This window comes from Paenibacillus sp. MMS20-IR301 (assembly GCF_032302195.1).
Lineage (GTDB): Bacteria > Bacillota > Bacilli > Paenibacillales > Paenibacillaceae > Paenibacillus_AQ.
Map to the genome: position 1 here is coordinate 2,686,856 of NZ_CP135275.1, position 23,672 is coordinate 2,710,527.

The 23,672-nt window shown below is 52.5% G+C and carries 20 protein-coding genes and 1 other annotated feature; of the genes, 10 read left to right on the plus strand and 10 right to left on the minus strand.

All coding sequences use genetic code 11. The features are described from left to right. The first annotated feature begins 261 nt into the window (after window positions 1–261). Window positions 262–1,236, plus strand: coding sequence for a phosphotransferase (locus LOS79_RS12000; RefSeq protein ID WP_315419824.1), 975 nt, complete (start codon window positions 262–264; stop codon window positions 1,234–1,236). A gap of 83 nt (window positions 1,237–1,319) precedes the next feature. Here LOS79_RS12000 and LOS79_RS12005 read toward each other — a convergent pair whose 3' ends face one another. Next, complete coding sequence (locus LOS79_RS12005) at window positions 1,320–2,078, minus strand: glycoside hydrolase family 16 protein (RefSeq protein WP_315419826.1); 759 nt, start codon at window positions 2,076–2,078, stop codon at window positions 1,320–1,322. A 146-nt stretch (window positions 2,079–2,224) separates the two neighbouring features. Between LOS79_RS12005 and LOS79_RS12010 the strand changes: the two genes are divergently transcribed. From LOS79_RS12010 to LOS79_RS12040, 7 genes are all read left to right on the plus strand, one after another. After that, complete coding sequence (locus LOS79_RS12010; protein WP_315419829.1) at window positions 2,225–3,145, plus strand: ABC transporter permease; 921 nt, start codon at window positions 2,225–2,227, stop codon at window positions 3,143–3,145. Between the two features lie 41 nt (window positions 3,146–3,186). Beyond that, entirely contained in the window at window positions 3,187–4,071 is an 885-nt protein-coding gene (locus LOS79_RS12015) for a carbohydrate ABC transporter permease (protein ID WP_315419831.1), read from the plus strand. A gap of 69 nt (window positions 4,072–4,140) precedes the next feature. Next, window positions 4,141–5,796: an extracellular solute-binding protein gene (locus LOS79_RS12020; protein ID WP_315419833.1), complete on the plus strand. Its 1,656-nt coding sequence runs from the start codon at window positions 4,141–4,143 to the stop codon at window positions 5,794–5,796. Window positions 5,797–5,915: 119 nt separating this feature from the next. Next, window positions 5,916–7,754 carry a sensor histidine kinase gene (locus tag LOS79_RS12025; protein ID WP_315419834.1) on the plus strand — a complete coding sequence of 613 codons (1,839 nt, stop codon included), beginning with the start codon at window positions 5,916–5,918 and terminating at the stop codon, window positions 7,752–7,754. A 1-nt stretch (window position 7,755) separates the two neighbouring features. After that, window positions 7,756–9,327, plus strand: coding sequence for a response regulator (locus LOS79_RS12030; RefSeq protein WP_315419836.1), 1,572 nt, complete (start codon window positions 7,756–7,758; stop codon window positions 9,325–9,327). Window positions 9,328–9,520: 193 nt separating this feature from the next. After that, the gene (locus tag LOS79_RS12035; protein ID WP_315419839.1) at window positions 9,521–10,015 is read left to right on the plus strand and encodes an RNA polymerase sigma factor; all 495 of its coding nucleotides are present in this window, start codon (window positions 9,521–9,523) and stop codon (window positions 10,013–10,015) included. Continuing rightward, entirely contained in the window at window positions 10,012–10,992 is a 981-nt protein-coding gene (locus LOS79_RS12040; RefSeq protein ID WP_315419840.1) for a hypothetical protein, read from the plus strand. Before LOS79_RS12035 ends, LOS79_RS12040 begins: the two co-directional genes overlap by 4 nt. Before the next feature lie 163 nt (window positions 10,993–11,155). Here the strand turns inward: LOS79_RS12040 and helD are convergent, their stop codons facing one another. The 7 genes from helD to LOS79_RS12075 all read right to left on the minus strand — a co-directional run bounded on the left by helD (window position 11,156) and on the right by LOS79_RS12075 (window position 18,950). Continuing rightward, window positions 11,156–13,576 (minus strand): RNA polymerase recycling motor HelD, encoded by a 2,421-nt coding sequence (gene helD, locus LOS79_RS12045; protein WP_315419842.1) that lies wholly within the window; start codon window positions 13,574–13,576, stop codon window positions 11,156–11,158. A gap of 239 nt (window positions 13,577–13,815) precedes the next feature. Beyond that, entirely contained in the window at window positions 13,816–14,409 is a 594-nt protein-coding gene (locus LOS79_RS12050) for a flavin reductase family protein (RefSeq protein WP_315419845.1), read from the minus strand. A gap of 30 nt (window positions 14,410–14,439) precedes the next feature. Further along, entirely contained in the window at window positions 14,440–15,378 is a 939-nt protein-coding gene (locus LOS79_RS12055) for a ring-cleaving dioxygenase (protein ID WP_315419847.1), read from the minus strand. A gap of 334 nt (window positions 15,379–15,712) precedes the next feature. After that, window positions 15,713–16,183 (minus strand): GNAT family N-acetyltransferase, encoded by a 471-nt coding sequence (locus tag LOS79_RS12060; RefSeq protein WP_315419850.1) that lies wholly within the window; start codon window positions 16,181–16,183, stop codon window positions 15,713–15,715. Window positions 16,184–16,201: 18 nt separating this feature from the next. Further along, window positions 16,202–16,687: a GNAT family N-acetyltransferase gene (locus LOS79_RS12065; RefSeq protein ID WP_315419853.1), complete on the minus strand. Its 486-nt coding sequence runs from the start codon at window positions 16,685–16,687 to the stop codon at window positions 16,202–16,204. A 65-nt stretch (window positions 16,688–16,752) separates the two neighbouring features. Continuing rightward, window positions 16,753–17,631 carry a MerR family transcriptional regulator gene (locus LOS79_RS12070; RefSeq protein ID WP_315419856.1) on the minus strand — a complete coding sequence of 293 codons (879 nt, stop codon included), beginning with the start codon at window positions 17,629–17,631 and terminating at the stop codon, window positions 16,753–16,755. Between the two features lie 53 nt (window positions 17,632–17,684). Continuing rightward, a complete protein-coding gene (locus LOS79_RS12075; protein WP_315419859.1) occupies window positions 17,685–18,950 on the minus strand; it encodes a serine hydrolase domain-containing protein in 1,266 nt (421 codons plus the stop codon). A gap of 82 nt (window positions 18,951–19,032) precedes the next feature. Beyond that, window positions 19,033–19,294, plus strand: a binding site (T-box leader). A 44-nt stretch (window positions 19,295–19,338) separates the two neighbouring features. Here LOS79_RS12075 and LOS79_RS12080 point away from each other — a divergent pair. After that, window positions 19,339–20,340 (plus strand): tryptophan--tRNA ligase, encoded by a 1,002-nt coding sequence (locus LOS79_RS12080; protein ID WP_315419863.1) that lies wholly within the window; start codon window positions 19,339–19,341, stop codon window positions 20,338–20,340. Window positions 20,341–20,460: 120 nt separating this feature from the next. Beyond that, entirely contained in the window at window positions 20,461–21,285 is an 825-nt protein-coding gene (locus tag LOS79_RS12085) for a class I SAM-dependent methyltransferase (RefSeq protein ID WP_315419866.1), read from the plus strand. A gap of 77 nt (window positions 21,286–21,362) precedes the next feature. Here the strand turns inward: LOS79_RS12085 and LOS79_RS12090 are convergent, their stop codons facing one another. Both LOS79_RS12090 and LOS79_RS12095 read right to left on the minus strand, forming a co-directional pair. Beyond that, entirely contained in the window at window positions 21,363–22,958 is a 1,596-nt protein-coding gene (locus LOS79_RS12090; protein ID WP_315419868.1) for a hypothetical protein, read from the minus strand. Continuing rightward, complete coding sequence (locus LOS79_RS12095) at window positions 22,951–23,664, minus strand: ABC transporter ATP-binding protein (RefSeq protein ID WP_315419871.1); 714 nt, start codon at window positions 23,662–23,664, stop codon at window positions 22,951–22,953. The genes LOS79_RS12090 and LOS79_RS12095 overlap by 8 nt, the downstream gene beginning before the upstream one ends. Between the last annotated feature and the right edge of the window lie 8 nt (window positions 23,665–23,672).

The window sequence follows — 23,672 nt, forward strand, 5'->3', positions numbered from 1 at the left end:
AAAACATGCCTTATCCATCTCAGTCCGCTACATACCGGGACAAGCTCTTCGGCTCAGAATATCCGAACTATATTATGAAGCTGATGCGAAACGGCAGGCCCTCCACATTAGTTAATTCCTCAGTTCTTTATCGTATATTTTCTCCTTGAATAAATCCCGGAATCCGGCGAAAATAGAGTCATATCAGACTATTTAAGACATTACAATAGTGTTAACCGGCAGTAAAATCATCTTTTATCCGTTCAGATGAGGAGAAGGAGTATGGCAGATACAGCGGAAAGAATCAGAGATGAGCTTATAGACTCCATAACTGACCATTTCGGAATGCATATTACAGCAGCCACCCCCATTGATCTCGGTTTCCTCAACCTGAAATGGAAGCTTGAGAGCGATCAGGGCAGCCTGTTTGTCAAGCAGTACAGCAAGGTCCGATACCCGGAACAGCTCGTGGACGGACTGGAGATTTCGCTGGCTCATCAGCATAAGCTCTACCAGCAGGGCATTCCGGTGCCGAGGTTATTTTCGCATCAGGGCAAGTATGTCCTGAGGTCCGCTTCACAGGAACGCTATGTGCTGACAGACCTCTGCAACGGGCGCAGCATTGCACCCGGTTCAGCAAGCGAGCAGCAGATGTATGAGCTGGGGACGGTGGTCGGGCAGATGCATATGCTGCTTAACACGGATGTTCCCCCCCTGCCGCTCCACTGGGATATCCGGACCAAGGAAGCCATGCTGAAGCACTGGGAGAAACGCTACCGCCAGGCTGCCGCGAGGCAATGTGCTGATACGATCGCAGCGCTGGAAATTCAGCGGAGAATTATTGATGAGACGGATACCGCGATCTTCGCCGGCTGTGAACGGGGCTGGGGGCACTGGGATTTATTCGTGGATAATATATTGTTCGATGAGGATACGGTGGCGGCCATCCTTGACTTCGACCGGCTGCATTTCGTCTATCCTGAACTTGATGTGTCGCGGGCGATTTTATCTTGCGCATTATCCGGGGGCTTAATTAGACTCGGGCAGGTCCGTGCCTTTGTGTCAGGCTACCGGCGGTACAGCCCGCTCTCTGCGGAGAAGCTGATCCGTTCAATCAAGCTGACGTGGTGGCGGGAAGCCGAATGGATTGCCGTAGCTGAAAAAGACGAATACACCCCGCTCATCCGCTTCCGTGAGGAGAATAACTGGGTTGCAGCTCACTGGGATCACCTGGACGAACTTTTCGCCGGAATCTGAGAGCGCTTACTATATCATACGTTATCATGTGCAGGAGGAATGGCTCTCAGAGCAGCATTCCTCCTGTTTGTATGTGCGGGCACCTACATATGTTCCTCACTCTGATACAGCCGGATACCGGATACCGTCATCACCGCCGGCAGCGCAGAGTGATCTACTTCTACATTGTCATACCAGCCGCCTACGGCAAGATTAAGCAGCAGATAGAACGGTTTGTCAAAAGGCATTATCCCCTGCACCAGCTCACGCTCCGCAAAACAGTACCCGTCCACCAGCCAGCGCATGATGCCCGGCTGCCAGTCCAGCGTGTACTCCCGGAATTCATTAACCGTTCCGCTCTCCAGCTCGTAAGTGAACTCTTCAACCACCTTATGTTCATGATCCGGTCCATAATGCAGCGTTCCGGCGATCTGCCGCGGCAGGCGGCCTTTAGCCTCCAGGATGTCGATCTCCCCGGAAGCCGGCCACAGGCCGTAAGCCTGTTCCTGCGGCAGCAGCCAGACCGCGGGCCAGATCCCCTGCCCTACCGGAAGCTTGGCGCGTACAACTAACCTGCCATAGCAATAAGAGAAATGGTCTCTCGTATCCAGCCGGGCCGAGGTATACGCGAAGCTCCGTCCTTCCTGCTCCACAGTTTCCCTGTGCGCGCACAGCTGCAGACCGTCTTCCCCAAAAGACAAATTATCGGGATGATCCGTATAGAACTGCTGCTCCCCGTTACCCCAGCCCGGAAATATCGCATTGCCTTCATTATCCAGCAAATCATTGCCGAGGCGGATATTCCAGGATTGCAGATCCGTCTTCCCGTCCGTAAAATCCTGTTCCCATACCAGCTTATCCATCACTACACACTCCTCTCAGGTAATCACAGCATACCTAATTTCCGGGGCAGATGAGCAGAATCCAAAATATTGGGATAGGGTCAATAATCATGGCCTTTTTTTCACCTGCCCTTTCTCCTACGATGAAAGAGGAAGGGGGCACAGACATGTTCCAATACAAAGCGGAACAAATGAAAGCGTTATTAAGACAATGGCAGCTGCAGAGCATGGTCATACCCGGTATTATCTGGATGTTTATCTTTTGCTATATCCCGATGTTCTGGCTGATTATTGCCTTCATGGACTTCAGTATTGCGAAGCCGATGCTGGAATCCCCGTTTGTCGGGCTGAAGCATTTCCAGGACTTCGTCACCGATGACAGGTTCTGGCGCTCAATCCGCAATACGCTCGGGATGAGCACGATTAAGCTTGTATTAGGATTTCCTATCCCTATCCTGTTCGCCCTGCTGCTGAATGAAATCCGCAGTCTGCGGTTCAAGCGCACAGTGCAGACGATCTCCTATCTGCCCCATTTTATCGCCTGGACGATCTTTGGCGGGATCGCCCTCAACTGGCTGGGTGAAGGCGGAGTGGTCAACCAACTGATGATGATGCTGGGGCTTCAGGAACGCGAGATCCTGTTTAACAGCGATCCGAAGTATTTTTGGTGGATCACCTTTTTCACCGATATCCTCAAAGAAACCGGCTGGAGCGCCATCATCTACATAGCAGCCATTGCCGGCATTGATCCGGGGCTGTACGAAGCCGCCGAGCTGGACGGTGCAAACCGCTGGCAGCGGATGTGGCATATTACCGTGCAGAGCATCCGCCCCACCATCGCCATTCTGTTCATCCTCGCGGTCAGCGGGATTCTCGGCAGTAATTTCGAGCAGATCTTCATGCTGAAGAACAATATGAATATGAAGATGGCGGAGAGTCTCGACCTCTACATCTATAACATGGGTCTGGTCTCCGGGCGTCACTCCTTCTCCACCGCCGTGCTGTTCGCCCGCTCGATTGTGGCGCTGATCCTGCTGCTTCTGGCCAATCAGACCTCGAAGAAGCTGACCGGCGACAGTATTTTCTAAAAGGCTATGCATAATTCACCAGGAAAGGAGAGCGCTGATTCATGGCAAGAAGCGGAAGATTCCGGCGCATTGGAGCTTTTGAAATCGGCAACACCCTGCTGATGCTGGCGGTTTGCTTTTTAACCCTGTACCCGATGTGGTTCGTCCTCGTCAACTCGCTGAATTCGCCGGAGCAGGCGTCGCTCGGGACCGTCAACTGGTTCCCCAAAGAGCTGTCGCTGGCCAGCTACAGTGTTGCTTTTAATGACAAGACTTTAATGAACGGGTTCTACATCACTACGCTGCGTACGATTATTGGAACGGTGGTGCATGTGCTGTTCACTGCAATAGTGGCTTACGGGATGAGCAAGTCCAATCTGATGGGCCGCAAAATATATCTCAAAATCTCCCTGATCACCATGCTGTTCTCAGGCGGGCTGATCCCTTCATTCATTCTCATGACCAAGCTCGGCCTGTATGACAGCTTCTGGGTGTTCATCATCCCGTCGATGTATTCTTTCTTCAACATGGTAATCTTCATGAGCTTCTTCCGCACGATACCGGACAGTCTGGAGGAATCTGCGAAGGTCGACGGCGCCTCGGACTACGGGGTTCTGTTCAGAATCGTATTGCCCAACAGCATGGCCGTCATTGCGACCATCTCGCTGTTCTCAGCAGTGTATCACTGGAATGACTATTATCAGGGTGTAATCTATATCCATTCCCAGGAGCTGCTGCCGCTGCAGACGATGCTGTACAAAATCATTGCCGAGAACTCCATGTCCTTCATGCAGCAGCAGGCGATGGCCCAATTCGGTGCAAGGCTCCCGGGCAACTCGATCAAATTCGCCTCGATGATGGTTGCTACGCTGCCGATTCTGATCTTCTATCCTTTCATCCAGCGTTATCTGGTCAAGGGTGTGATGATTGGGGCGATTAAGGGCTAGGCGCAAGCGTATACAAATCGTACAATTCTATTATGATGAAAGGATGATTATCCCGTGAAAAGCAAATCCATGAAACCGATATCAGCAGTCATTCTAGCGCTGACTCTTACTTTAACAATGGCTGCATGCAGCAATAATTCAGCAAGTAATGAAAGTGCACCTACGGCAGCACCGCAGACTGAAGCTACAACAGCACCGCAGGCTGAGACAGCACTGAATCCCGAGGAAGCTGCCTGGCCGCTCGATACGAGCCCCGTTGATCTGACCTGGTTCGTCGGAGCCAACTGGTATGCGCACTCCTGGGGGGAGAGCCTGGCCTCCAAATATGTAACAGAGAAGACAGGCGTCAATATCAAGCTCGAGGTGCCGTCCGGTGAAGCGAATGAGCAAATTACACTGATGATGACCTCCGGCAAGCTGCCGGATCTGATCTCTATGGGTTCCTGGGAGACTGCTGTCAAAAAGCTGTGGGAAGGCGACCATGTCTATGCCCTGAATGAGCTCGCTGACCAGTATGACCCTTATTTCTTCAAAGTGGCCGGCGACGGCACCCTGAAGTGGTACCGCCAGGAGAACGGCAACACCTATGGCGTACCGAATGATTCCTACAGCCCTAACCTGATGCATGAGACCGGCATGACTGCCGCCAACCAGACCTTCCTGGTCCGCAAGGATCTGTACGAAGAAATGGGCAGCCCGGACTTAAGTACCCCGGAAGGCTTCCTCAGTGCACTGCAGCTGCTGAAGGATAAGTATCCCGAATATAAAGGCCAGCCGATCAGCCCCTTCTTCGCCCAGGGGAATGTCCCTTACGGGATGTCGGAATATCTGCAGAATCTGCTGGCTGTTCCGCATGAGAAGGACGGCAAAGTATATGACCGCGTGACTGACCCTGATTATCTCACCTGGCTCAAAACATTCCGCACCGCCTACGAACGCGGGCTGATCAACGTGGATTTCCTGGTCGATTCCGATACCCAGGTTGAAGAGAAAACGAATAATGCCCGCTACTTCATGATGATCCGTGAATGGACCGGCATGTCCGCAGTCAATCCGATGCTGGCCTCAGGCGCGAACCCGGACTCTTACTACATCGCTGTCGACGGGCCGCAGAACAGCAAGGGCGACAGCGCCAAGCTCTTCCCCGGCAACATGGACGGCTGGATGGTGACGATGATCAGCAAATCCACTGAGCATCCGGAACGGGCGATCCGCTTCCTGACCTATCTGGCGAGCGAAGAAGGCCAGCGTGACCTGTTCCTCGGCAAGGAAGGCGAAACCTGGGATACGGAGGGCGGCAAGCCGCAGCTGAAGACTGAGTTCGTTGACATGCTGGGCGCAAATATTGAACAACTGGAGAAGGAATACGGCATTCTTGATACGTACTGGATGATGCGCAACCCGGTTATTGTGAACCAGTGGAGACCGGAGAAGGCACCTGTCATCAAGCAGATGGAGGACTTCGCGAACGCCCAGGCTGACATAGACAGCGGCATCTACAAAGGTCTGGACCCGCTTGGGGATTCCGATGTCGCCGTTTCGTGGTCGCGTATCTCGCAGAACTGGGAAGAAGTGATGCCTGAGCTGATTACCGCGAAGGATGAGGCTGCCTTTGACAAAATCTTCGAGAGCTTCCTCTCCCGCCGCGACAGCTACGGCTTCCAGCAGGTGATGGAATACCGCCAGACCGAGCTTGATGCACGCAAGGCCAAGATGGCAGAGTAAAGTTCTGTACCGGCAGCCGGATCTGGCTGCCGGTATTCCCTGCTTCAGAAGCAGCAATGCCTTATTCCCTACCAGCCGGTTTGTAATACATGGTATATTACTGGGATGGAGGTAATCAGATGAAGGTGAACCTGACTGCTATAAGAAGACTTTACCGGAATTCCCGTATTTCAACCAAGCTGTTTCTGGCCTTCAGCCTGATGATTGCCATCCCGGCTATTGTGATCTCCTTTTTATATATCCGTGCCCAGGAGAGCCAGCTCTACAAGGAAGCTATGACCGAGGGCAGCAATCATGTCGCCCGGCTCGATGAAAGGCTGCGCAGCAGAATGGATGTTCTTGAGAACGCTTCCGCAACCGCCCTGACCCAGAAGGCGTTTGTTGATTTCATCCACTCCAATATGCGCGGGGACGGCCTCCAGCTGGTGAAATTCAGGCAGAACCAATATGAGCAGATGCATAATATCATTCAGAGCCACGAGATGATCAGCGAGCTGAGCTTCTATGTCGATAATCCGGATCTGTATGAAATCTGGCCGGAAATCTACCACTATGACAGGTTCTGGCCGCAGGATTACTGGATCACCCTGCGGGATGAGGGCGGCGCTGCCTTCCGCTTATTCGCTTTCCGGGATGGAGAGGATACGTTAGCCTACTACCGTCTGGTACGGCTTCAAGGCAAGCAGCAGCAGTTCCCTACCCTTATGGAAATCCGTACGCTGCACCGTGTTTTTTTCAGCGATCTGCTTGAGGATACCGGACGGGATTTCTTCACCGTTGTTATGGACGGAACGAACCCCGGGCAGACGGTGTATAATCCGGAACATGCTTTTTCGCAGAATGCGGGAGAGAAGCTGGAGGGTATTCTTGCCGCGGTCCACGAACAGCTGGATGTCCTGCAGCAGAACACCCCTGTTAAAGTGCTTTCCGGGGACCAGACTTACTATGCCATCTACCGTTACATCGCCCCTCTGAATGCCTATGTGGTCGATATCGCTGCCCATCAGCTGCTGATGGAGGGCCCGCGGAGCTGGTACCTGCTGGTGATCTTTATAACTCTATCCGTTCTCCTCCTGATGCTGCTGCTCGTATCCCGCGTGACCCGGCGGATCTTCCGGCGGCTGGAAATGGTGCTCGCTTCGATGCGCAAGGTCCGCAGGGGGCAGCTGGATGCGAAGATTGATACAGGGCTTAAGGATAACGAAACCGGTGACGAAATCGATTATGTGGCTGTCAGCTATAATCATATGCTGGATGAAATCCAGGCGCTGATGACCCAGGTGGTGGATAAACAGCTGATCGCCAAAAACGCCCAGCTCCACTCCCTTCACTCGCAGATCAACTCCCATTTTCTCTACAACGCCCTGGAGTCGATCCGGATGCACGCGGAGGTTGAACGCCAGCCTGCCATTGCAGGTGCGCTGGTATCGCTCGGCTCCCTGCTCCGCTATAACATGCAGTGGCGCAGCGATACGGTTGCCCTTGGCGATGAGCTCGCCAACATACACAGCTATATTAAATTTATTAATTTCATGGAAGGCAGCAGCATTGTATTGACGGCTGACCTGCCTGTGGAAGTACAGCGCTACAGCATTCCCAAGATGTGCATGCAGCCGATCGTCGAGAATGCCGTGCACCATGCAGCTCCGGCCGGCGGCAGTGTACATATAAGGATTGAGGTGCGCGAAGAGGCTGACCGCCAGCTGCTGATCGGGATTCACGATGACGGTGCCGGGATTGACCCCGAGATGCTGGCCCGGCTGCAGTCCGTACTGCGGGGTGAATCGGATACGCCGATTGCTACCAGCAAGAACGGGCTCGGGCTAGAGAATGTACACAAGCGCCTGCAGCTGCATTACGGCCAAGACTGCGGGCTGCGGATTGAGAGCGTTCAGGGTGAATATACCTGTGTAACCATACGGCTGCCTTGGGAAAATGTGAATCTTGGAGGATGGTAACATGATCAATATTCTCGTTGTGGACGATCAAAAGCATATCCGCGACGGCCTGCAGGCGATGCTGCGCCAGTTCCCTCTGCAGCCGGGCAACGTCTACAGTGCGGCAAGCGGAATTGAGGCGCTTGAGCTGCTGCATCAGCACAGCATCCAGCTGGTGATTACCGATATCCGGATGCCGGATATGGACGGCCTGGCGCTGATGGCACAGACCAAAGCTGCGCGGATCAAGCTCGATTATCTGATTATCAGCGGCTACAGCGATTTCGCTTATGCCCAGAAGGCGATTGAGCTTGGAGCTAAAGGTTACCTGCTTAAGCCCGTGAAACGCGAGGATCTGGAGTCCTCGGTTGAGCATGTGTGGCAGGAGATTCAGACCCGGGAGGCGCTCTCGCAGAGTCTGGAGCAGATCTCCCTGCTCGCCCGGGAGACAGGCCGGAAGGAGCTGCGCATGTATATGCAGGGCGCCGCAGGGGATGACACCTGGATACAGGAGACCGAGCAGCAGAATTCCGGCCTGTGGCACAGCTACCGGCTCTGCCTGTTGCGGGAGGAGCTGTGGATTAACCAGCCCGGGGCCAGCAGCAGCCACAGCATTGAATCTGTGGCCTACCGTGTGTACGGCACAGAAGGCTGTATCTGCCTGCAGCACCGGCCGCAGCTGATCCTGGCCGTGGATGCTGCCATGGATACCGGGGCGTTCCCGGCAGCACTCAAAGCTGCCGGGCTTGAAGCCATTACAGTGATGACCAGCGTGCGGAACGGGCTGAAGGCATTGCCGGATAGCTATACTCAGGCTATGGAGCTTTACCGCCACAGCTACCTGTTTCCGGATAAGCACTGCCTTCTGCCCCTTCATCTGGAACCGCTGGAGCAGCATTGGGAGCTGCCCTATGAGCAGCTATACGCTTTGTTCCAGCTTATCGGGACTAATAACAGCGGCAGAATTACCCAGGGCCTGTCCGGCATCTTCCATAAGGATGTGCTGCAGCGTTATCACATCCGCTATACCCAGCAGCTGTGCCGCGCTGTAATCCAGATGATGGAGGAATACGAGCGGGTTGTCTCTCCGTACATGGGCGAGGAAGCGCTGGATCTGGACAGTCTGCGCAATCTCTTTGACTATCCGGGCATCCGCGATTACATCCAGGCGCTGCAGCAGCAGCTCCTCCGGCTGAACCAGTTCTATTATGAGTATAAGTGCAGCTACCGCAATTCGCAGGATTTGAACGAAGCCATCCGCTTCATCCATGAGAACTATCATAAGCCGCTGGATCTCGCCATGGTGTCCAATCATGTGTCGCTGAATTATGCGTATTTCTCCAACCAGTTCAAGAAGAATATCGGCAAGGGCTTTGCCGAATATCTGCGGGATGTGCGCCTCGACAAAGCCCGGCGGCTGCTGGCCGAGACGGATCACAAGATCGTCGATATCACCGCCATGGTAGGATACGAAAGCTACAAAAGCTTCACCCGGGCTTTCCGCGAGGTCATGGATATGCAGCCTACAGAATACCGGCAGCAGATGCGCCGCAAATTAGCCGGAGAAGGACATTACCGGGACAGCGTGCTGTAAAGCGGCTGCAGCGATTAAAGTAATGAGAAGATAGCGGGCTGGCTAAAAGAATAAAACCGCCTTTTGACAAGGGGCCAGGACAGTCTTCAGACTGCTTGGCCCCTTCTTCAGTATCATCAATAAATTTTCCGGAAACAAAATGTGACCAAATGCCGTCCTTAAGGGTGTTATAGGTAAAGGAGGGCAAAGCCTCATGCAGCGATCCATGACCCGGCCGGGCCAACATGTGATGAAAAGTTATGAACAATATGCAGAAATGCTGTTCCGGATTGCGCTGGTTCATCTGGGCAGCCGCGAGGATGCCGAAGAAGCCACCCAGGATACCTTCATCAAGCTGATGGAGAAGGCTCCCGCATTCCAGGACGAGGAGCATCAGAAGGCATGGCTGATCCGGGTGATCACCAATCATTGTAAGAATCTGCTGGGCAGAGGCTGGCGCAAGCGCGAAGTCAAGCTTGAAGGGATGGAGCCGGCGGCAGCCGGGAATCCCGAAGAGCTGGCGGTCCTGCAGCTTGTGATGGCAATGCCTGTGAAGTATAGAACCGTTATCCATTTGTATTATTACGAGGATTACCCTATCCAGAAAATCAGCGAAATTCTGCGGATCAGCGAGTCCGCCGTGAAGATGAGACTGAGGCGCGGGCGGCAGCTGTTAAAACTGGAGCTGGAAGGAGCGGAATCAGAGTGAACGAGGAACAGTTTCGCACAAACTATAAGAAAGCGGTGGATGGTATGAAAGCAAGCGATGAAATGAAACGCGGATTGGCAGATAAAATGGAGCAGAAACGGCGTCCCCGGAAGCCCGTCTATATTGCAGCGAGCGTTCTGCTCGCCGCCGGCATCGGCCTTGCCGGACCTAGTATCTGGCAGCAGCTGAACGGTCCCGCAGCGCCTGCGCAAGTGGCCCAGGTCACTCCGCAAAGTCCGGGTACTGGCGGTTCGGCTGCAGGTACAGCCGCAGGTGTTGTAATCCCCAAGATTGAGCTGCCGGATAAAGACACTGGCGCCTCAGCTGATATGGTTGCCCTTGTCGTATATAAGGGCAATGTTTACACCCAGGCGGCCACCCGCATCGACGCAGCAGATGCCGCAGCGCTGCGCGGTGAGAAGCTGGGCCGCACGAGCGGCGGCATCGATGAATGGAGCAGCCAGGAGGATTACACCGAGCTAGCCTCCAATATCGGAGAGACGGATATCTATGCCGTTAACGGATACGGCTCCGACTTTCTGGTGATGTCGTATAACGAAATTGACGGCCAGGTGTATGCAGACCTGTATGAGCATACGAACGGCATCACCATTAACAGCGGTGCCGACCTGTTCGGCAAGCTGAATCTGCAGGGCCGGGTTGCCTCTGCCGATTGGGAGAGCTTCGCCAGCTGGAACAACGGACTGCAGGAGCTCGCGCCGCTCTCTGACAGCACAGCGCTGGAAGGCTTCCTGACAGCCCTTGATACCGCCACGCCGCTGGCAGCGGAGCCGCTGACCGAGCAGGGCATCTATGACAGCGAAGACCGCAAGATTATATACCTGCAGCTTGACGATAAAGCCGAGGTGCAGCTGACGCTGTTCGGCCAGGGGCTGGTCCGCTACGGCAATGCTCCCGTATTCTTCGAGGTTGAGTCCGGTGCGTTCCAGGCGCTGTGGAACAGCATGACACCATAAGATTATTGCATTGCAGATCTTGTAATGTTTAAAGGCCATCCTTAGCGGGATGGCCTTTGTACTGCATTTAATTCCTGTACAAAGCAGGAGTCAGAATGGCGAACCTTGACCGCAGACCGTGTGTCTGCATTTATTCCATCTGTTACCGGTAAGCCCCACTCGCTCAACCCTCATCCAGTTCATACAGGGACGCATCCACCGCTTGCACAAAAGGCGTCCATTCGCCGTTCGTATACAGCTGCAGCCGGTGCATCGCGCGTGTACATGCGGTATAAAAGAGCTTGCGTTCGCTCTCCCGCTGGTACGTCTGCGGCGCGGCATCATAGATCAGTACAGCATCGAATTCCACGCCTTTGGCCAGATAAGCCGGGATTACCTGTATGCCTTGCTCAAAGTTCGGTGTCTTTTTGGTAACCAGCCGCAGTCCTGGAACACCGGCAGCTTCCAACGCCTCATAAGCTTCAACACTCTCCGCAGCCGTCTTCGTAATTACAGCAATCGAGTTATAGGCTTCAGCCTTCAGCGCAGCAAGATCCTTTGCTATACGTCCTGCCCGCTGCTCGTCGCCCTGCGTCTTTACCAGCACCGGCTTCCGGCCTCTCCGCTCAAAAGGTATAATTGCCTCACCGCCAGGCAGCAGCGGCTTCGTAAATTCCACGATTTCAAAGGTCGAGCGGTAGCTGCGGACCAGCTGGAACTGGCGGGTCTCCTCCTCCCCGTAGAGCTGAACCAGCGGCGAGCGGCTTCCTGACAGATTCGTTGCCTGCGTGAAGATTGCCTGGCCGAAATCACCGAGGACCGTCATCCGGGCACGGGGGAAGAGCTTCCGCAGAAACTCATACTGGAACATGGAGTAATCCTGCCCCTCATCAATGAACAGATGGCGCACCTGCGTGTTCGTCCGTGTCCCCTCAATCAGTTCTTTTAAATAGAGATAAGGTGTCGCATCTTCATAGAAAAGCTCGAGCCGGTCCAGCTTCGCTTTGGTCTGGTCACAGATTTCCGTCCAATGCTCCGGCACTCCGGCTTCACCCGTCATTTCCCTGTAGGCCTGTTCATCCCTGAACAGTTGACGGTACAGCCCGCTGATATCCGCAAACAGGAACTGCTTCACACTCCGCCGCAGCGGCCGGAACTGCTTCTTCACGACCATCTGGCTGAGCAGCGCTTCCTCACGCTCGGCGTAATCAAAGTCACTCTCATCCTTGCGGCGCTTGTTCTGCATCACTTCCTGAATCCGTTCGAATTTCTCGGCAAAATCAAAGACCCCCCGCTCACTGTGCAGCATCCGGAACACTTCCGCATATTGGCTGGAATCCAGATAGTTCAGCTCCTCTTCCACCCAGGCCGCCCCCTGCTCCTCTTTCTCCAGCCGGCCCAGCTCTTCAAGCAGCCATTTCTGCACCAGGGCGATGCGGTTCGCCAGACGGATGGAAGGATCCAGGCTGTATAGCTTCGATTTCATCTGCTCCCCGGAGATAATCACCCGTTCCCGGAAAATAATATCCTTAAACAGCATTCCTTCGTGTCCCAGCCACCGTGAATATCCCTGAAGTGCCTGAAGATACGTCTCCGAGGCTTTATACTCCATCGCCTGCATACGGGCCGCATAGCCTTCGCCATCAAGATCCGTCAGCACATATTCAATCTGGTCGAACGGGTCCTCCAGCCGGAAATCATCTCCCAGCCAAGTTTCCAGGTACTCCTGAAAGGTGGCCTGCTGCATGTTTTCTTCGCCAAGCTCAGGCAGCACTGTAGAAACATAGCTGTTAAACATCGGGTTCGGAGAAAATAATACAATCTGGTCCGCCGTCAGCCGCTCCCGGTGTTTATAGAGCAGGTAGGCTACGCGCTGGAGCGCTGCCGAGGTTTTACCGCTGCCGGCCGCCCCCTGTACGATGAGCATCCGGCTGCTGTCATTGCGGATAATCGCATTCTGCTCCGCCTGAATCGTGGCAACAATGCTTTTCATCTGTGAATCCGCACCTTTGCCGAGCACCTGCTGCAGCAATTCGTCACCGATCGTTACACTTGAATCGAACAGATGCTGAAGCTGGCCGTTACGGATCAGGTATTGCCGCTTCAGTTCCATCGTACCTGTGATCAGGCCGCCAGGTGTCTCAAAGGCAGCGCTGCCGGGCGGATAGTCATAATACAGGCTCGCAATGGGAGTGCGCCAGTCATAGACAATGAAGTTTAAGCCATCGGTATCTGCAAAAGAGGACACACCAATGTAGACCTGCTCCGCTGTGCTCTGGCCGTCCTCATGGAAGTCAATCCGCCCGAAATAGGGGGATGGCAGCAGCCGCTTCATATTGCGCCACTGCTGCAGCCGCCGCGCATACCGCCGTTCCCGTTCTGACAGGACCATGCTCTGCTGGTTAACCGTAAGAAAGGTTTCCTGGAAGTCCTCATCCGTGCTGGTATTGACGGTAACCTCTTCCCAGAATCTTTTGCGGATATCGGCTGCCTGCTCTTTCAATTGGCCTACTTCCGGCTCCAGTCCGGCGATTTCCGCGTGCAGCTTCTCCTTAACCTGCTCCAGCCACTGCTCCTCCTGTTGCCAGTCACTCAGATTCTTCATCCCCTGAACACTCCTTCTTCTCAAAAAAGTCCGCTTGACAAACCGGATGTACATTTGCTACAATTAAAATATAAATAAAATGCGTCACCTGTGTTAAATTACATTTAATTGTCGGCAGTTCTTCAACATTAACATATTCAATCCTCTATTGCAATTATTTTTGTGCATACTAAAAACCCTGGCGCTTCCGCCAGGGTTTTGCCGTGTCTGTATTCAAATTACCTGCATCGTTAGATCCGTTAGACAGGCCGTTCAATGGTGAAGATGTCGCCGATCCCTGCGTAATCATTTCCCGCCAGCCGGCTCACCGCCTCCAGCTTGGCCGGATCAATTCGCCCCTGCTCCAGGATGTCCTCATTTATATGAAACTGCACCACTTTTCCAATCAGCAGATCATTATTCGGCAGCTCTACATAATGCTCAAGCACACACTCCATCCGCACCTTCGCCTCTGCTACTCCCGGAACTTTAATCAGCAGGCTGTCTGCCGGTGTCATTCCCGCTAACGCTATTTCGCTATGTTCCGGCGGCAGCGGGGCAGCGGTAATATTGATCTGCCCGACATTCTGCCGGTCCACAATATGGACGACAAATTCCTTATTGTGCAGAATGTTCCGCGCTGTGTCCTTATGCCTGCCGCCGGCATGCTGAATGGAGAGGGAGATCATCGGCGGGTTCGAGGAGACAATATTGAAGAAGCTGAACGGGGCCCCGTTTAACACCCCGTCACCCGACAAGGTGGTTACAAAAGCTATTGGCCGCGGAATAATGCTTCCTATCAGCAGCTTATAGTTATCCCGCTCGGTATTTTGCACTGGATCAATCGCAATCATTATATTGTCTCCTCTTTTCCTGAATCGGAATTAGTCAAGCTCTCTTACGGTGAACGGCAGCAGTACCTGCTCAATCTGCCCCCTGTGCGGTTCATACTGGGCCGGCAGCTTCAGGCTGCTTCCCATCGTTTCCGGCGATTCGTCATGGGCAAAGCCCGGAGGATCGGTGGCAATCTCAAACAGGATCTCGCCGTGTTCTCTGAAGTAAATCGCATTGAAGTAGTTGCGGTCCCTTACAGCTGTTACCCCGTATCCATTATCATGCACATAATCCTGCCATTCAAGCTGATCCTGATCATCCTTCGCTCTCCAGGCAATATGGTGTACGGTGCCGACTCCCATTTCCCCGCGCTGAACAGCTGTTACCTTGAGATCAATCACGTTTCCGATATCGGCAGTGGACTGGTAGCGGGCGATATCGCCCTCCTGCCCGATTAAAGTAAGGCCCATCACCTTCTCCAGCAATTCTGCTGTTTGTTCAGGATGCGTGGACAAGAGGGTTGCCCCGCCAAATCCCTTAATTGCCACTTCCGGGGTTACAACGCCAAAGGTCCAGGTATTCTGCTCACCTGCCTCACGCTCTACCAGCTCCAGATGAAGTCCGTGCGGATCATCGAATTCCAGAACCTGTTCGCCAAAGCGCTCCATTTCAGTATAAGCAACCCCGAACTTCGCCAGTCTTTCCCGCCAGAAGGCCATCGCTCCCGCCGGAATCACGTATGAGGTGACACCGACCTGGCCGCCGCCAATCTTACCCTGATAGGCATCCGCCCAAGGGAAGAAGGTAATGATCGTTCCCGGCTTCCCTCCTTCATTGCCGAAGTAGAAGTGGTACGTTCCCGGATCATCAAAATTGACCGTCTGCTTCACCAGCCGCAATCCCAGCACCCCGGCATAAAAGTCCATATTTTCCTGCGGATGTCCGACGATAGCGGTGATATGATGAATGCCCATTGTTTGTTTATTCATTTGAATTCACTCCTGATTTTAGTTTTTTAAGATATCTCTACATTGTCTTTACTTTAAGATATTAGGTCAATAATTATCTTTAAATTAAGATAATTTATATTCTTACTTTACTTTTAATTTTTCGGCTTGTCAAGCACTTGTCTGTAGCTAAGCCCAGGCGCAAAAAAGCCCCTTCCAGAGAAGAGGCCCCCTATTCAGAAAATAGCCAGTCACGTAACGGTTGTACAAGTGACTGGCTACATGCTACGGACAGGAGAGACGTTAAGCCTGCGGAAAGGCACCAAAGTACCCGACTTGCGGACAGCTAATGTAAGCAGGCAATCGTGGACATTAATTAAGCTTCCTTTTCATAAAAGCACAGGGTAAGCTTGTCATTAATCTCGTGGGTTTCCCCGGTTCTTTTGTAACCCAGCTTCTCATACAAATAGCAGTTTCTTGCTTCCTGCATAATGGTATCCAGCTCCCAGGATTTTGCATCAGCATAGATTTGCTCAATGAGGGCAAACACCTGCTGGGCGATTCCTTTACCCTGGTGCTCAGGTGTAATGAAAATCCGGCCGACCCGGTATTTTTTATTCTCCTTTTCTGTTACTCTTACCGCCCCTACCGCAACTCCTGAACAACTGATAATATATTTATCCGCATGAGCCTGATTAATCCGCTCCACTGTCCGCTCTACAGTTTCATTAGCTGGGTTGGTGTCATGATCCTGATACTTCTCGAGTAAGGGCAGGAATGCCTGGGTCTGCATTGCATGAATCGCTGCCGCATCCTCCGCTTGCGCTTTAATTAATTTAACTTCCATCCTATATTCCTCCAAACTTTATGTATGAAAAATATAATCCAAATGCTCACAGGGAAACCCTGCGATATCTTCATTTTTTCTCTTCTGAACCAATGTGAACCCGGCACTTTCATACATCCGCTGTGCGGGAATCAGGTCATCATTTGTGGTCACCAGAATGGTCTTAGCACCCTTGCAGATGATCCGGTTGAATGTTTCCTGAAGCTGCAGCTTACTGTAGCCTTTACCTTTATGGATTGAGGCAATGCAGTTATGTCCGAGCTCCGCAGACTCCGGTAAGTTCCTCGGGTCCCAGACGACGAAGCCGATCGCTTCACCCTTAAGCGTTGTGATCAGCCCGTATTCATCCGCTATGGCCGGATTATCGAAGAAAAAGCTGTCCATGGCTTCCCAGTCCGCAATCCAGCTCTGTTCATACCTGCTGTCAAACGAATACGCATCCTTCAAAAGCTTGAGGAGGGTTCCCCGCTGAAAACCGCTCACTTTTTGAAACTCAATACTCATCTCATTCATTCTCCTTTCCGGTGGCAGGGCGGCACTTCACTGATGAAGACCGCCTCTGCACCCTGCTATTTGGTTATTACCGGCTCCAGCAAATTCAAGTGATACTCATTGCCGCCGCCCGCCGGAGTATCATTCCGGATATGCTCCTCTAAGCACAGCCTGGAACGGTCTGATTGGTATTTCGTGCTATGCGATAAATGATCCATTAATACAGTCCACGAGCCGCCGATATCGTCGCTGCTATCGAGCAGGGCGTATAGTCCTCCCGGCAGCATCATTTCCTTGAACGGCTCTGGAACAGCTGTGCCTTGCGGAATGGTGGCACACATGCCATAGCCATAAGGCTTGCCTGCACTTCCCGGCATCGGCTTCACATTGCCGCCGAACAGCCGCGCCGTCCCCAGCAGCTGCGCTGATTCCAGCCATTCAACTATGGGCTTAATGGCTTTGTCCTCTGGTGACAAATCCACAGCGATATTAAAGGCTACCCGCATGGGCGGTAAAGTAACGATCCTCAGTACATGTTGCTCGGTTAACTTACTCATGAATACTGCCTCCATCCTTGTCAGAATATTGTCCAGGGTCTGGCTGTCTTCGTCCTGTTGTCCAAGATACTCCATAACCCGGGTTAGCTGCTGCTCAACAAGCCATACTTCCTCCCTGCATTCCCTGAGGGAACTCAATTTGTCCGCTATCACCACGCGGAGTCCTCTAACAGAATTCTCCCGGATAACCGGCTTAATTTCTTTAATCGGAATATCCATCTTCCGTAAAACCGCCGTAATCCGGATGTTTAAGAGCGCATGCTCATCGTACACCCGCCAGCCCGAGGACGGGTCCCGGCTGCTGTCAAATAACCCTTCTGCTTCCCAGTGGCGGAGCGTGCGGCTCGTCAGCCCCAGCTGCTCCGACAAATGATGTATAGCAACAGACCTGTTCATCATGTGCTCCTTCCCGAGATCTCCTGTCTATCGTATCACTTGACGCCGCGGCAACTTCAAGGGGTATTCCGGGTGTAACCGAAAAAGTTCTTCCCGCCCTGCTCATTCTCCGTAATGGTATAGGGCTGGAACTGGTCATAGTATCTCCGGGCGAATCTCCCCTCACCAGCCGGATAAAGCTCAATATGCAGATTGCCGCAGAATCTCGTAAAATAGAGTTTTCCGTTAATAAGCTCCAGCTGAATTTTGTCCTTCAGATACGTCCCGCAGTACTCAGCCAAACCGCTCTCGCTTAAGTCCGTTTCTGCATGCCGCACCGGCTCCTCCACCTCCGCCTGATGCAGAATATCTGCGATAGCATTGCCCAGCCTGTACTGGTTGATCCCTTCGTTGTTCGACAGAATAATAATACAAATATCTTCCGCAAAAAAGTTCTGCATGTACGTGCTGGTTCCCAGATGATCCCCGCCGTGCGCATACCTGTCCTGTCCATGCACCCGGGAATACTCCAGCCCATAGCAATAGCCGTTAAGATTCTCGCTGAAGAATCTGGTATAAACCTCCGGCGAGAGCAGCTTCCGTTCGCGCAGGCAGGTATACCATTTGTACAAATCGCCGCAGCTGGAAACCACAGCCCCTGCACCTATGCTGAATTTCTCATTGTGATACGGGCATCTGATGGTTGTCCCGTAGTCTTTCACGTATTTGCCGGATTGCCCGGCAATCACAGTACAGCCGTTATCTACCGCGCTGCTCAGCATATTCAGGGGCAGAAACAGCTGGCTGCGGATGAAATCCTCATACGTCTCCCCGGAGACATGCTCAATGATCCAGGCCAGCAGATTGTAGTTGGAGTTATTGTAGTCGAATCCGCTGCCTGCCGGCTGTACAGGCTTCTTGTTAATATACTGCCGGAAGAAGTCAGTCCGCGAGTACTCCAGCCTGTTATATCCGGCAAAAAAATCATCCTCAAAATTATAAAAATTATAGAGTCCGGAGGTATGCGACAACAAATGATGAACCGTAACAGACTCATCGATCTTCAGCTCTGCCGGGAGATATAAACAGGCCGGTTTATCAATGTCCAGCATTTGCTTGTCATACAGCAGCATAACTGCAAAGGCTGTAAACTGCTTAGACATGGATGCAAGGGAGAAGCGGGAATCCATCGTATTGTGAATGCCAAACTCCAGATTTGCATAACCGCCCGCTTGCTCAAACCATATTTCTCCTTTACGGATCACTTGGATAACACCATAGAAATCCCATAGCCGGAGGTATGTAGTGATATAATCTTCCAGCTTTGCACGGATAGCCTGCATATACTCACTTCCTCACTTTTGATAATAAATAATTGACATCTGCCTGATTGTGCTGTAAAAATACAGTAATACATTATTATACAACTTTGCAATGACGAAGAGAGTACGCATAACGAATACTCCAGAGAGCTGATGGATGGTGCGAATCAGTGCAGGGATTATGCCGAAGTGGGCTTCTGAGCATCCAAACCGAACCTTTATTTAGGCAGTAGGCTTTGGCGAAGGTCTCATCGTTACAGGAGACGCGTATTCAGGCAGATAGCGATGCCGCGATACGTTTAAGCGGGTCCGGATACTTGTCCGGGCTAATTAAGGTGGTACCACGGGGTTCTCTCGTCCTTTACAGGATGAGGGGACCCCTTTTTGATTACATAGGCGGAGGGATAGTATGAGCAAGGAAATTGTATTAACCGGAATTAAGCCTACGGGCAAAGTCCATCTGGGGAATTATATCGGAGCGATCAAGCCTGCACTGCAAATGGCCGGAACGGGTAGCTGCAGCGCACTCTACTTCATCGCGGACTATCACGGGCTGAACTTCATTCAGGACAGGAAAGAATTTAACGAGCTGACTTACGGGATTGCGGCTACATGGCTGGCCCTGGGACTGGATCCGGAGCGTGTTATTTTCTATAGACAGTCGGATGTGCCGGAGATCTTCGAGCTGCAATGGATTCTGTCCTGCCTGACTCCGAAGGGTCTGATGAACCGTGCCCATGCGTACAAAGCCATTCACGAACAAAATATGCAGGCAGGCGCGGACGCCGACAGCGGTGTGAATATGGGGCTGTTCACTTATCCCGTTCTGATGGCTGCGGACATTCTGCTCTTTCAGTCCGGCAAGGTCCCTGTCGGTAAAGACCAGATTCAGCATGTGGAGATTGCCAGGGATATAGCCGAAGCCTTCAACCGCAATTATGGGGATACCTTTAGGCTGCCTGATTATATCGCCCCTGAGCATACGGCTGTAATCCCCGGACTGGACGGGAGGAAAATGAGCAAAAGCTATAACAACACCATTCCGCTCTTTGAACCGGCCGATAACCTGAAGAAGCTGATCAGCAGAATCAAAACAGACTCTACCCCTCCGCATGAACCGAAGGACCCGGATACCTCGAACATTTTCTTGTTATATCAAGAGTTCGCCACGCCCGGCCAGGTTCAGGATTTCCGGAGCAGATACTTAAGCGGAATCAGCTGGGGCGAAGCCAAACAGGAGCTGTTCCAGGTTGTAAATAGTGCACTGGAGGAGCCGCGCAAGCGATACAATGATCTGATGGCCTCTCGGGAGCAGATCGACGCGATTCTGGATGCAGGTGCCCGTAAGGCCAGAGCGATGGCCGCCCCCGTACTTGAGCAGGTCAGATACAGGATCGGGCGTTACCGGTAATCATTTCAGCCATCAAAAAGTACAGTCCTAAGAGAATAAAGTTACATTGTCCAACACCGCTGCTATGGTAAAATCAGCAAAATCCATGTTTTTGCAAATAGACAGGCGGGAGGAATACTGATGAACATCCGCAACTCCACGTATAACTTTCAGAATGTTACTAACGGGGCAGAAGCAGAGCTGCTGCGCCTGCAGGAACAAGCACAGATGGGCTGGGCCAAGGAATTCCGTACTCTTAAGCAATTTGGACTGGAAGACGGGATGAAGGTATTGGAGGCCGGAGCGGGTCCGGGATTTGTTACAGACCTATTGCTTGAGCATTTGCCGCACAGTGAAATCACCGCGCTCGACATTGATGATGCTTTGCTTGATGAAGCCAGGAGCAGGTTAAGCCGCTTCCCGCAATCCCGGCTCAAGTTCTCACATGCGTCTGTGTATGAAACCGGCTTACCTGATAATTACTATGATTTCGTAGTGGCACGCCTGATCTTCCTTCATCTGCACAATCCGCTGCAGGCAGCACTGGAGCTGCAGCGGGTGCTGAAGCCGGGCGGTAAGCTGGTCATTATCGATGTGGATGATGGTGTCTTCGGCGCGGTAACTCCTGAAATGGAAGCACTGCCCGGAATCCTGCGCAAATTAGCACAGCAGCAGGCTGCCAGAGGCGGTAACCGGCATATCGGCCGGAGCCTGCCGCGTCTGTTATCTGACTCCGGTTATGCAGATGTGGACATGGAAGCCGCCCTTCAGCATAGCGATCTCCATGGGATGGAAGGCTTCAAACGGCAGTTTGATATTAACCGGTTTAGCGGGTTCTATAAGAAAGGAATCATCACTGAACAGGAGTATGAAGATATTAATACATCCTATACGGCTTTCGACCGTTCACCTGATGCTCATGCGATGATGTTGTTCTTCATGGCTTGCGGAACCAAGACTGTGTAACAGAACGAAGAAACCCGCTCCCCTGGAAAAAGACAGCTTATACTGCCCTTCTCAGGGGGAGCGGGTTATTAACCGAATTACAGCTCGCGGAACAACCGTTCCCCGTTGCTCCGGATGTACCTGTACATCCCGGCACAGGCCGCTGCCAGCAGGATACCGTATCCTAGCAAAATGAGATTTCCATTCACCTTACCCAGCAGCAGCAGTCCTCCAGGAATAATCACACTTACAATCCCCAGAATCATCGCCACCAGAACCGCTGCGCTCTGCTTGATTACCGAAACTTCACTGGTCCATTCCAGCTTAGGCAGCTTCAGATTGACAATAACGCCCAGTATTGCGGAATAGCAGGCAAAGAGTACCGGAATTACAAGCATTAATATAGTGTCCACCCAGGCGCTCCGCAGCGTAAGCGCAAGCAGCACCCAGCTCACGGCTATAACCGGCAGGGTAATCGTGAGATTTACGGCTACCTTACTGAGCACAATGGCTGTTTTGGATACGGGCGCGCTCCGTAATATCCACAGATGATTCCCTTCAAGCGAAATGGAGCTTGATGACGTACAGCTCAAAATGACAAAGACGGATACCACAAGCGGACTCATTGTACTTAAGTAATGCGACAGCTCCGGGGCATCGACCAGCACCCCGAGCTTCTCCGGGCTGATGAACAATAAGGAAACGGACATGAGCAATAATAAAACCATGCCGATGCCGGTATTAAGCACATAATTGACTGAACTGAAATAGCGGCGCAGCTCCTTCTGGTACAATGCCTGGATGGCTGAGCTGGCCTTCAGCGGCTTCATTGTATATTTACGGCCTGCATGAGTGGTCATCAAGCCCGTGTGGATGGCCTTGTACCGGGTTGCCAGCAGCATCGAGAAGAGCACAAAGGCGAGCAAGGATCCGGCAATAAAGACAATCAATGCACTTCCCTTGTACGAGCAGACCGCATCGACGTACACCGACGCCAGAGGATAAAGCTTATAGATGCTGTCACCCAGCCCGGCACCGACATCAGCAAGCTCCTGCTTGCCGCTCTCCAGCCGGAACGAGCCCAGCATAAGCAGGACCACAAAGGCGAAAGTGCAAATCACGCTGATCATCCGGCTCGCTCTAAACCGTGAGGAGATCCAGCTGATCAACGCACCGATAACCGTGGCCGCTATAATCGGCAGTAAGGTAATGAATAAGAGCGTCATCAGAAAGAACAGATAAAACAGCAGACCCGGTTTCACTTGTATCGCATACACAGTACCTGCCGGCAGCATGACCAGCAGCGTCAGGAACAGGTTCATCACATACAGCTGAAGCACCCGGCTTGCCACCACATGACTTGTCTTCACCGGCCAGGACATCACCATATCATAATCCTTATAGCTGAATAATACGCCGCCTGCCTTATATACCGTTGTAAAGAAGCCGACAAGCGAAACAACCGCCATCATAATGGCCAGCAGCAGATCCATCCGCCCGATCACGGCAAACGCCATCCCCAGCATGTAGCTGTAACTGAATGACAATACTCCTACCATAAGTATGCCGGCAATAATACCTATGCTGAGCACAAGCGCTTTGCGCCGCTCCGCCGGATCTTTGGTATGCAGCGCCTTATTGAGGCCGAAGGAGGACAGCAGCTGCAGCTTCGTTAACCTCCAGATGTTAATCATTGTCGATCAGCTCCATGAATACATCCTCAAGGCTGTTCTTCCCCTTCACCTCTTCGGTCTTGCCATGGGCAATCAGCTGGCCCGCCTTAATGATCGCTATCTTATTGCAGAGCTTCTCAGCCGTATCCAGCACATGCGTCGAGAAGAAAATAGCTCCGCCCTTGCTGCACAAATCAGCCATGATCGTCTTCAGCGTATGCGCCGCTTTGGGGTCGAGACCGACAAACGGTTCATCTAATACCAGCAGCTTCGGCTCATGAATGAGCGCAGAGATAATGGCAAGCTTCTGCTTCATCCCATGCGAGTAGGCGGAGATCAGATCGCCCAGACTCGCCGTAAGCTGAAAGGCATCGCCGTATTCCCGGATGAGCCGTTCGCGGTCTGACTTGGACACGTTAAAGAGATCTCCAATGAAATTCAGGTATTGTATACCGGTCAGATGATCATACAGATCCGGGTTATCCGGAATGTAAGCCATCTTCGCTTTGCAGGCTAACGGGTCCTGCCGGATGGATATTCCGTCAATTTCAATTTCGCCCTCTTCAAAATCAAGCACGCCTACTACCGCACGGATTGTCGTTGTTTTCCCCGCCCCGTTATGCCCGATGAAGCCATAAATATCGCCCCGCTCAACTACCAGGCTCAAATCATTTACTGCCTTTTTCCCGCCCTTATAGCTTTTCGAAAAATGTCTGATCGTCAGCATTCCCTCTC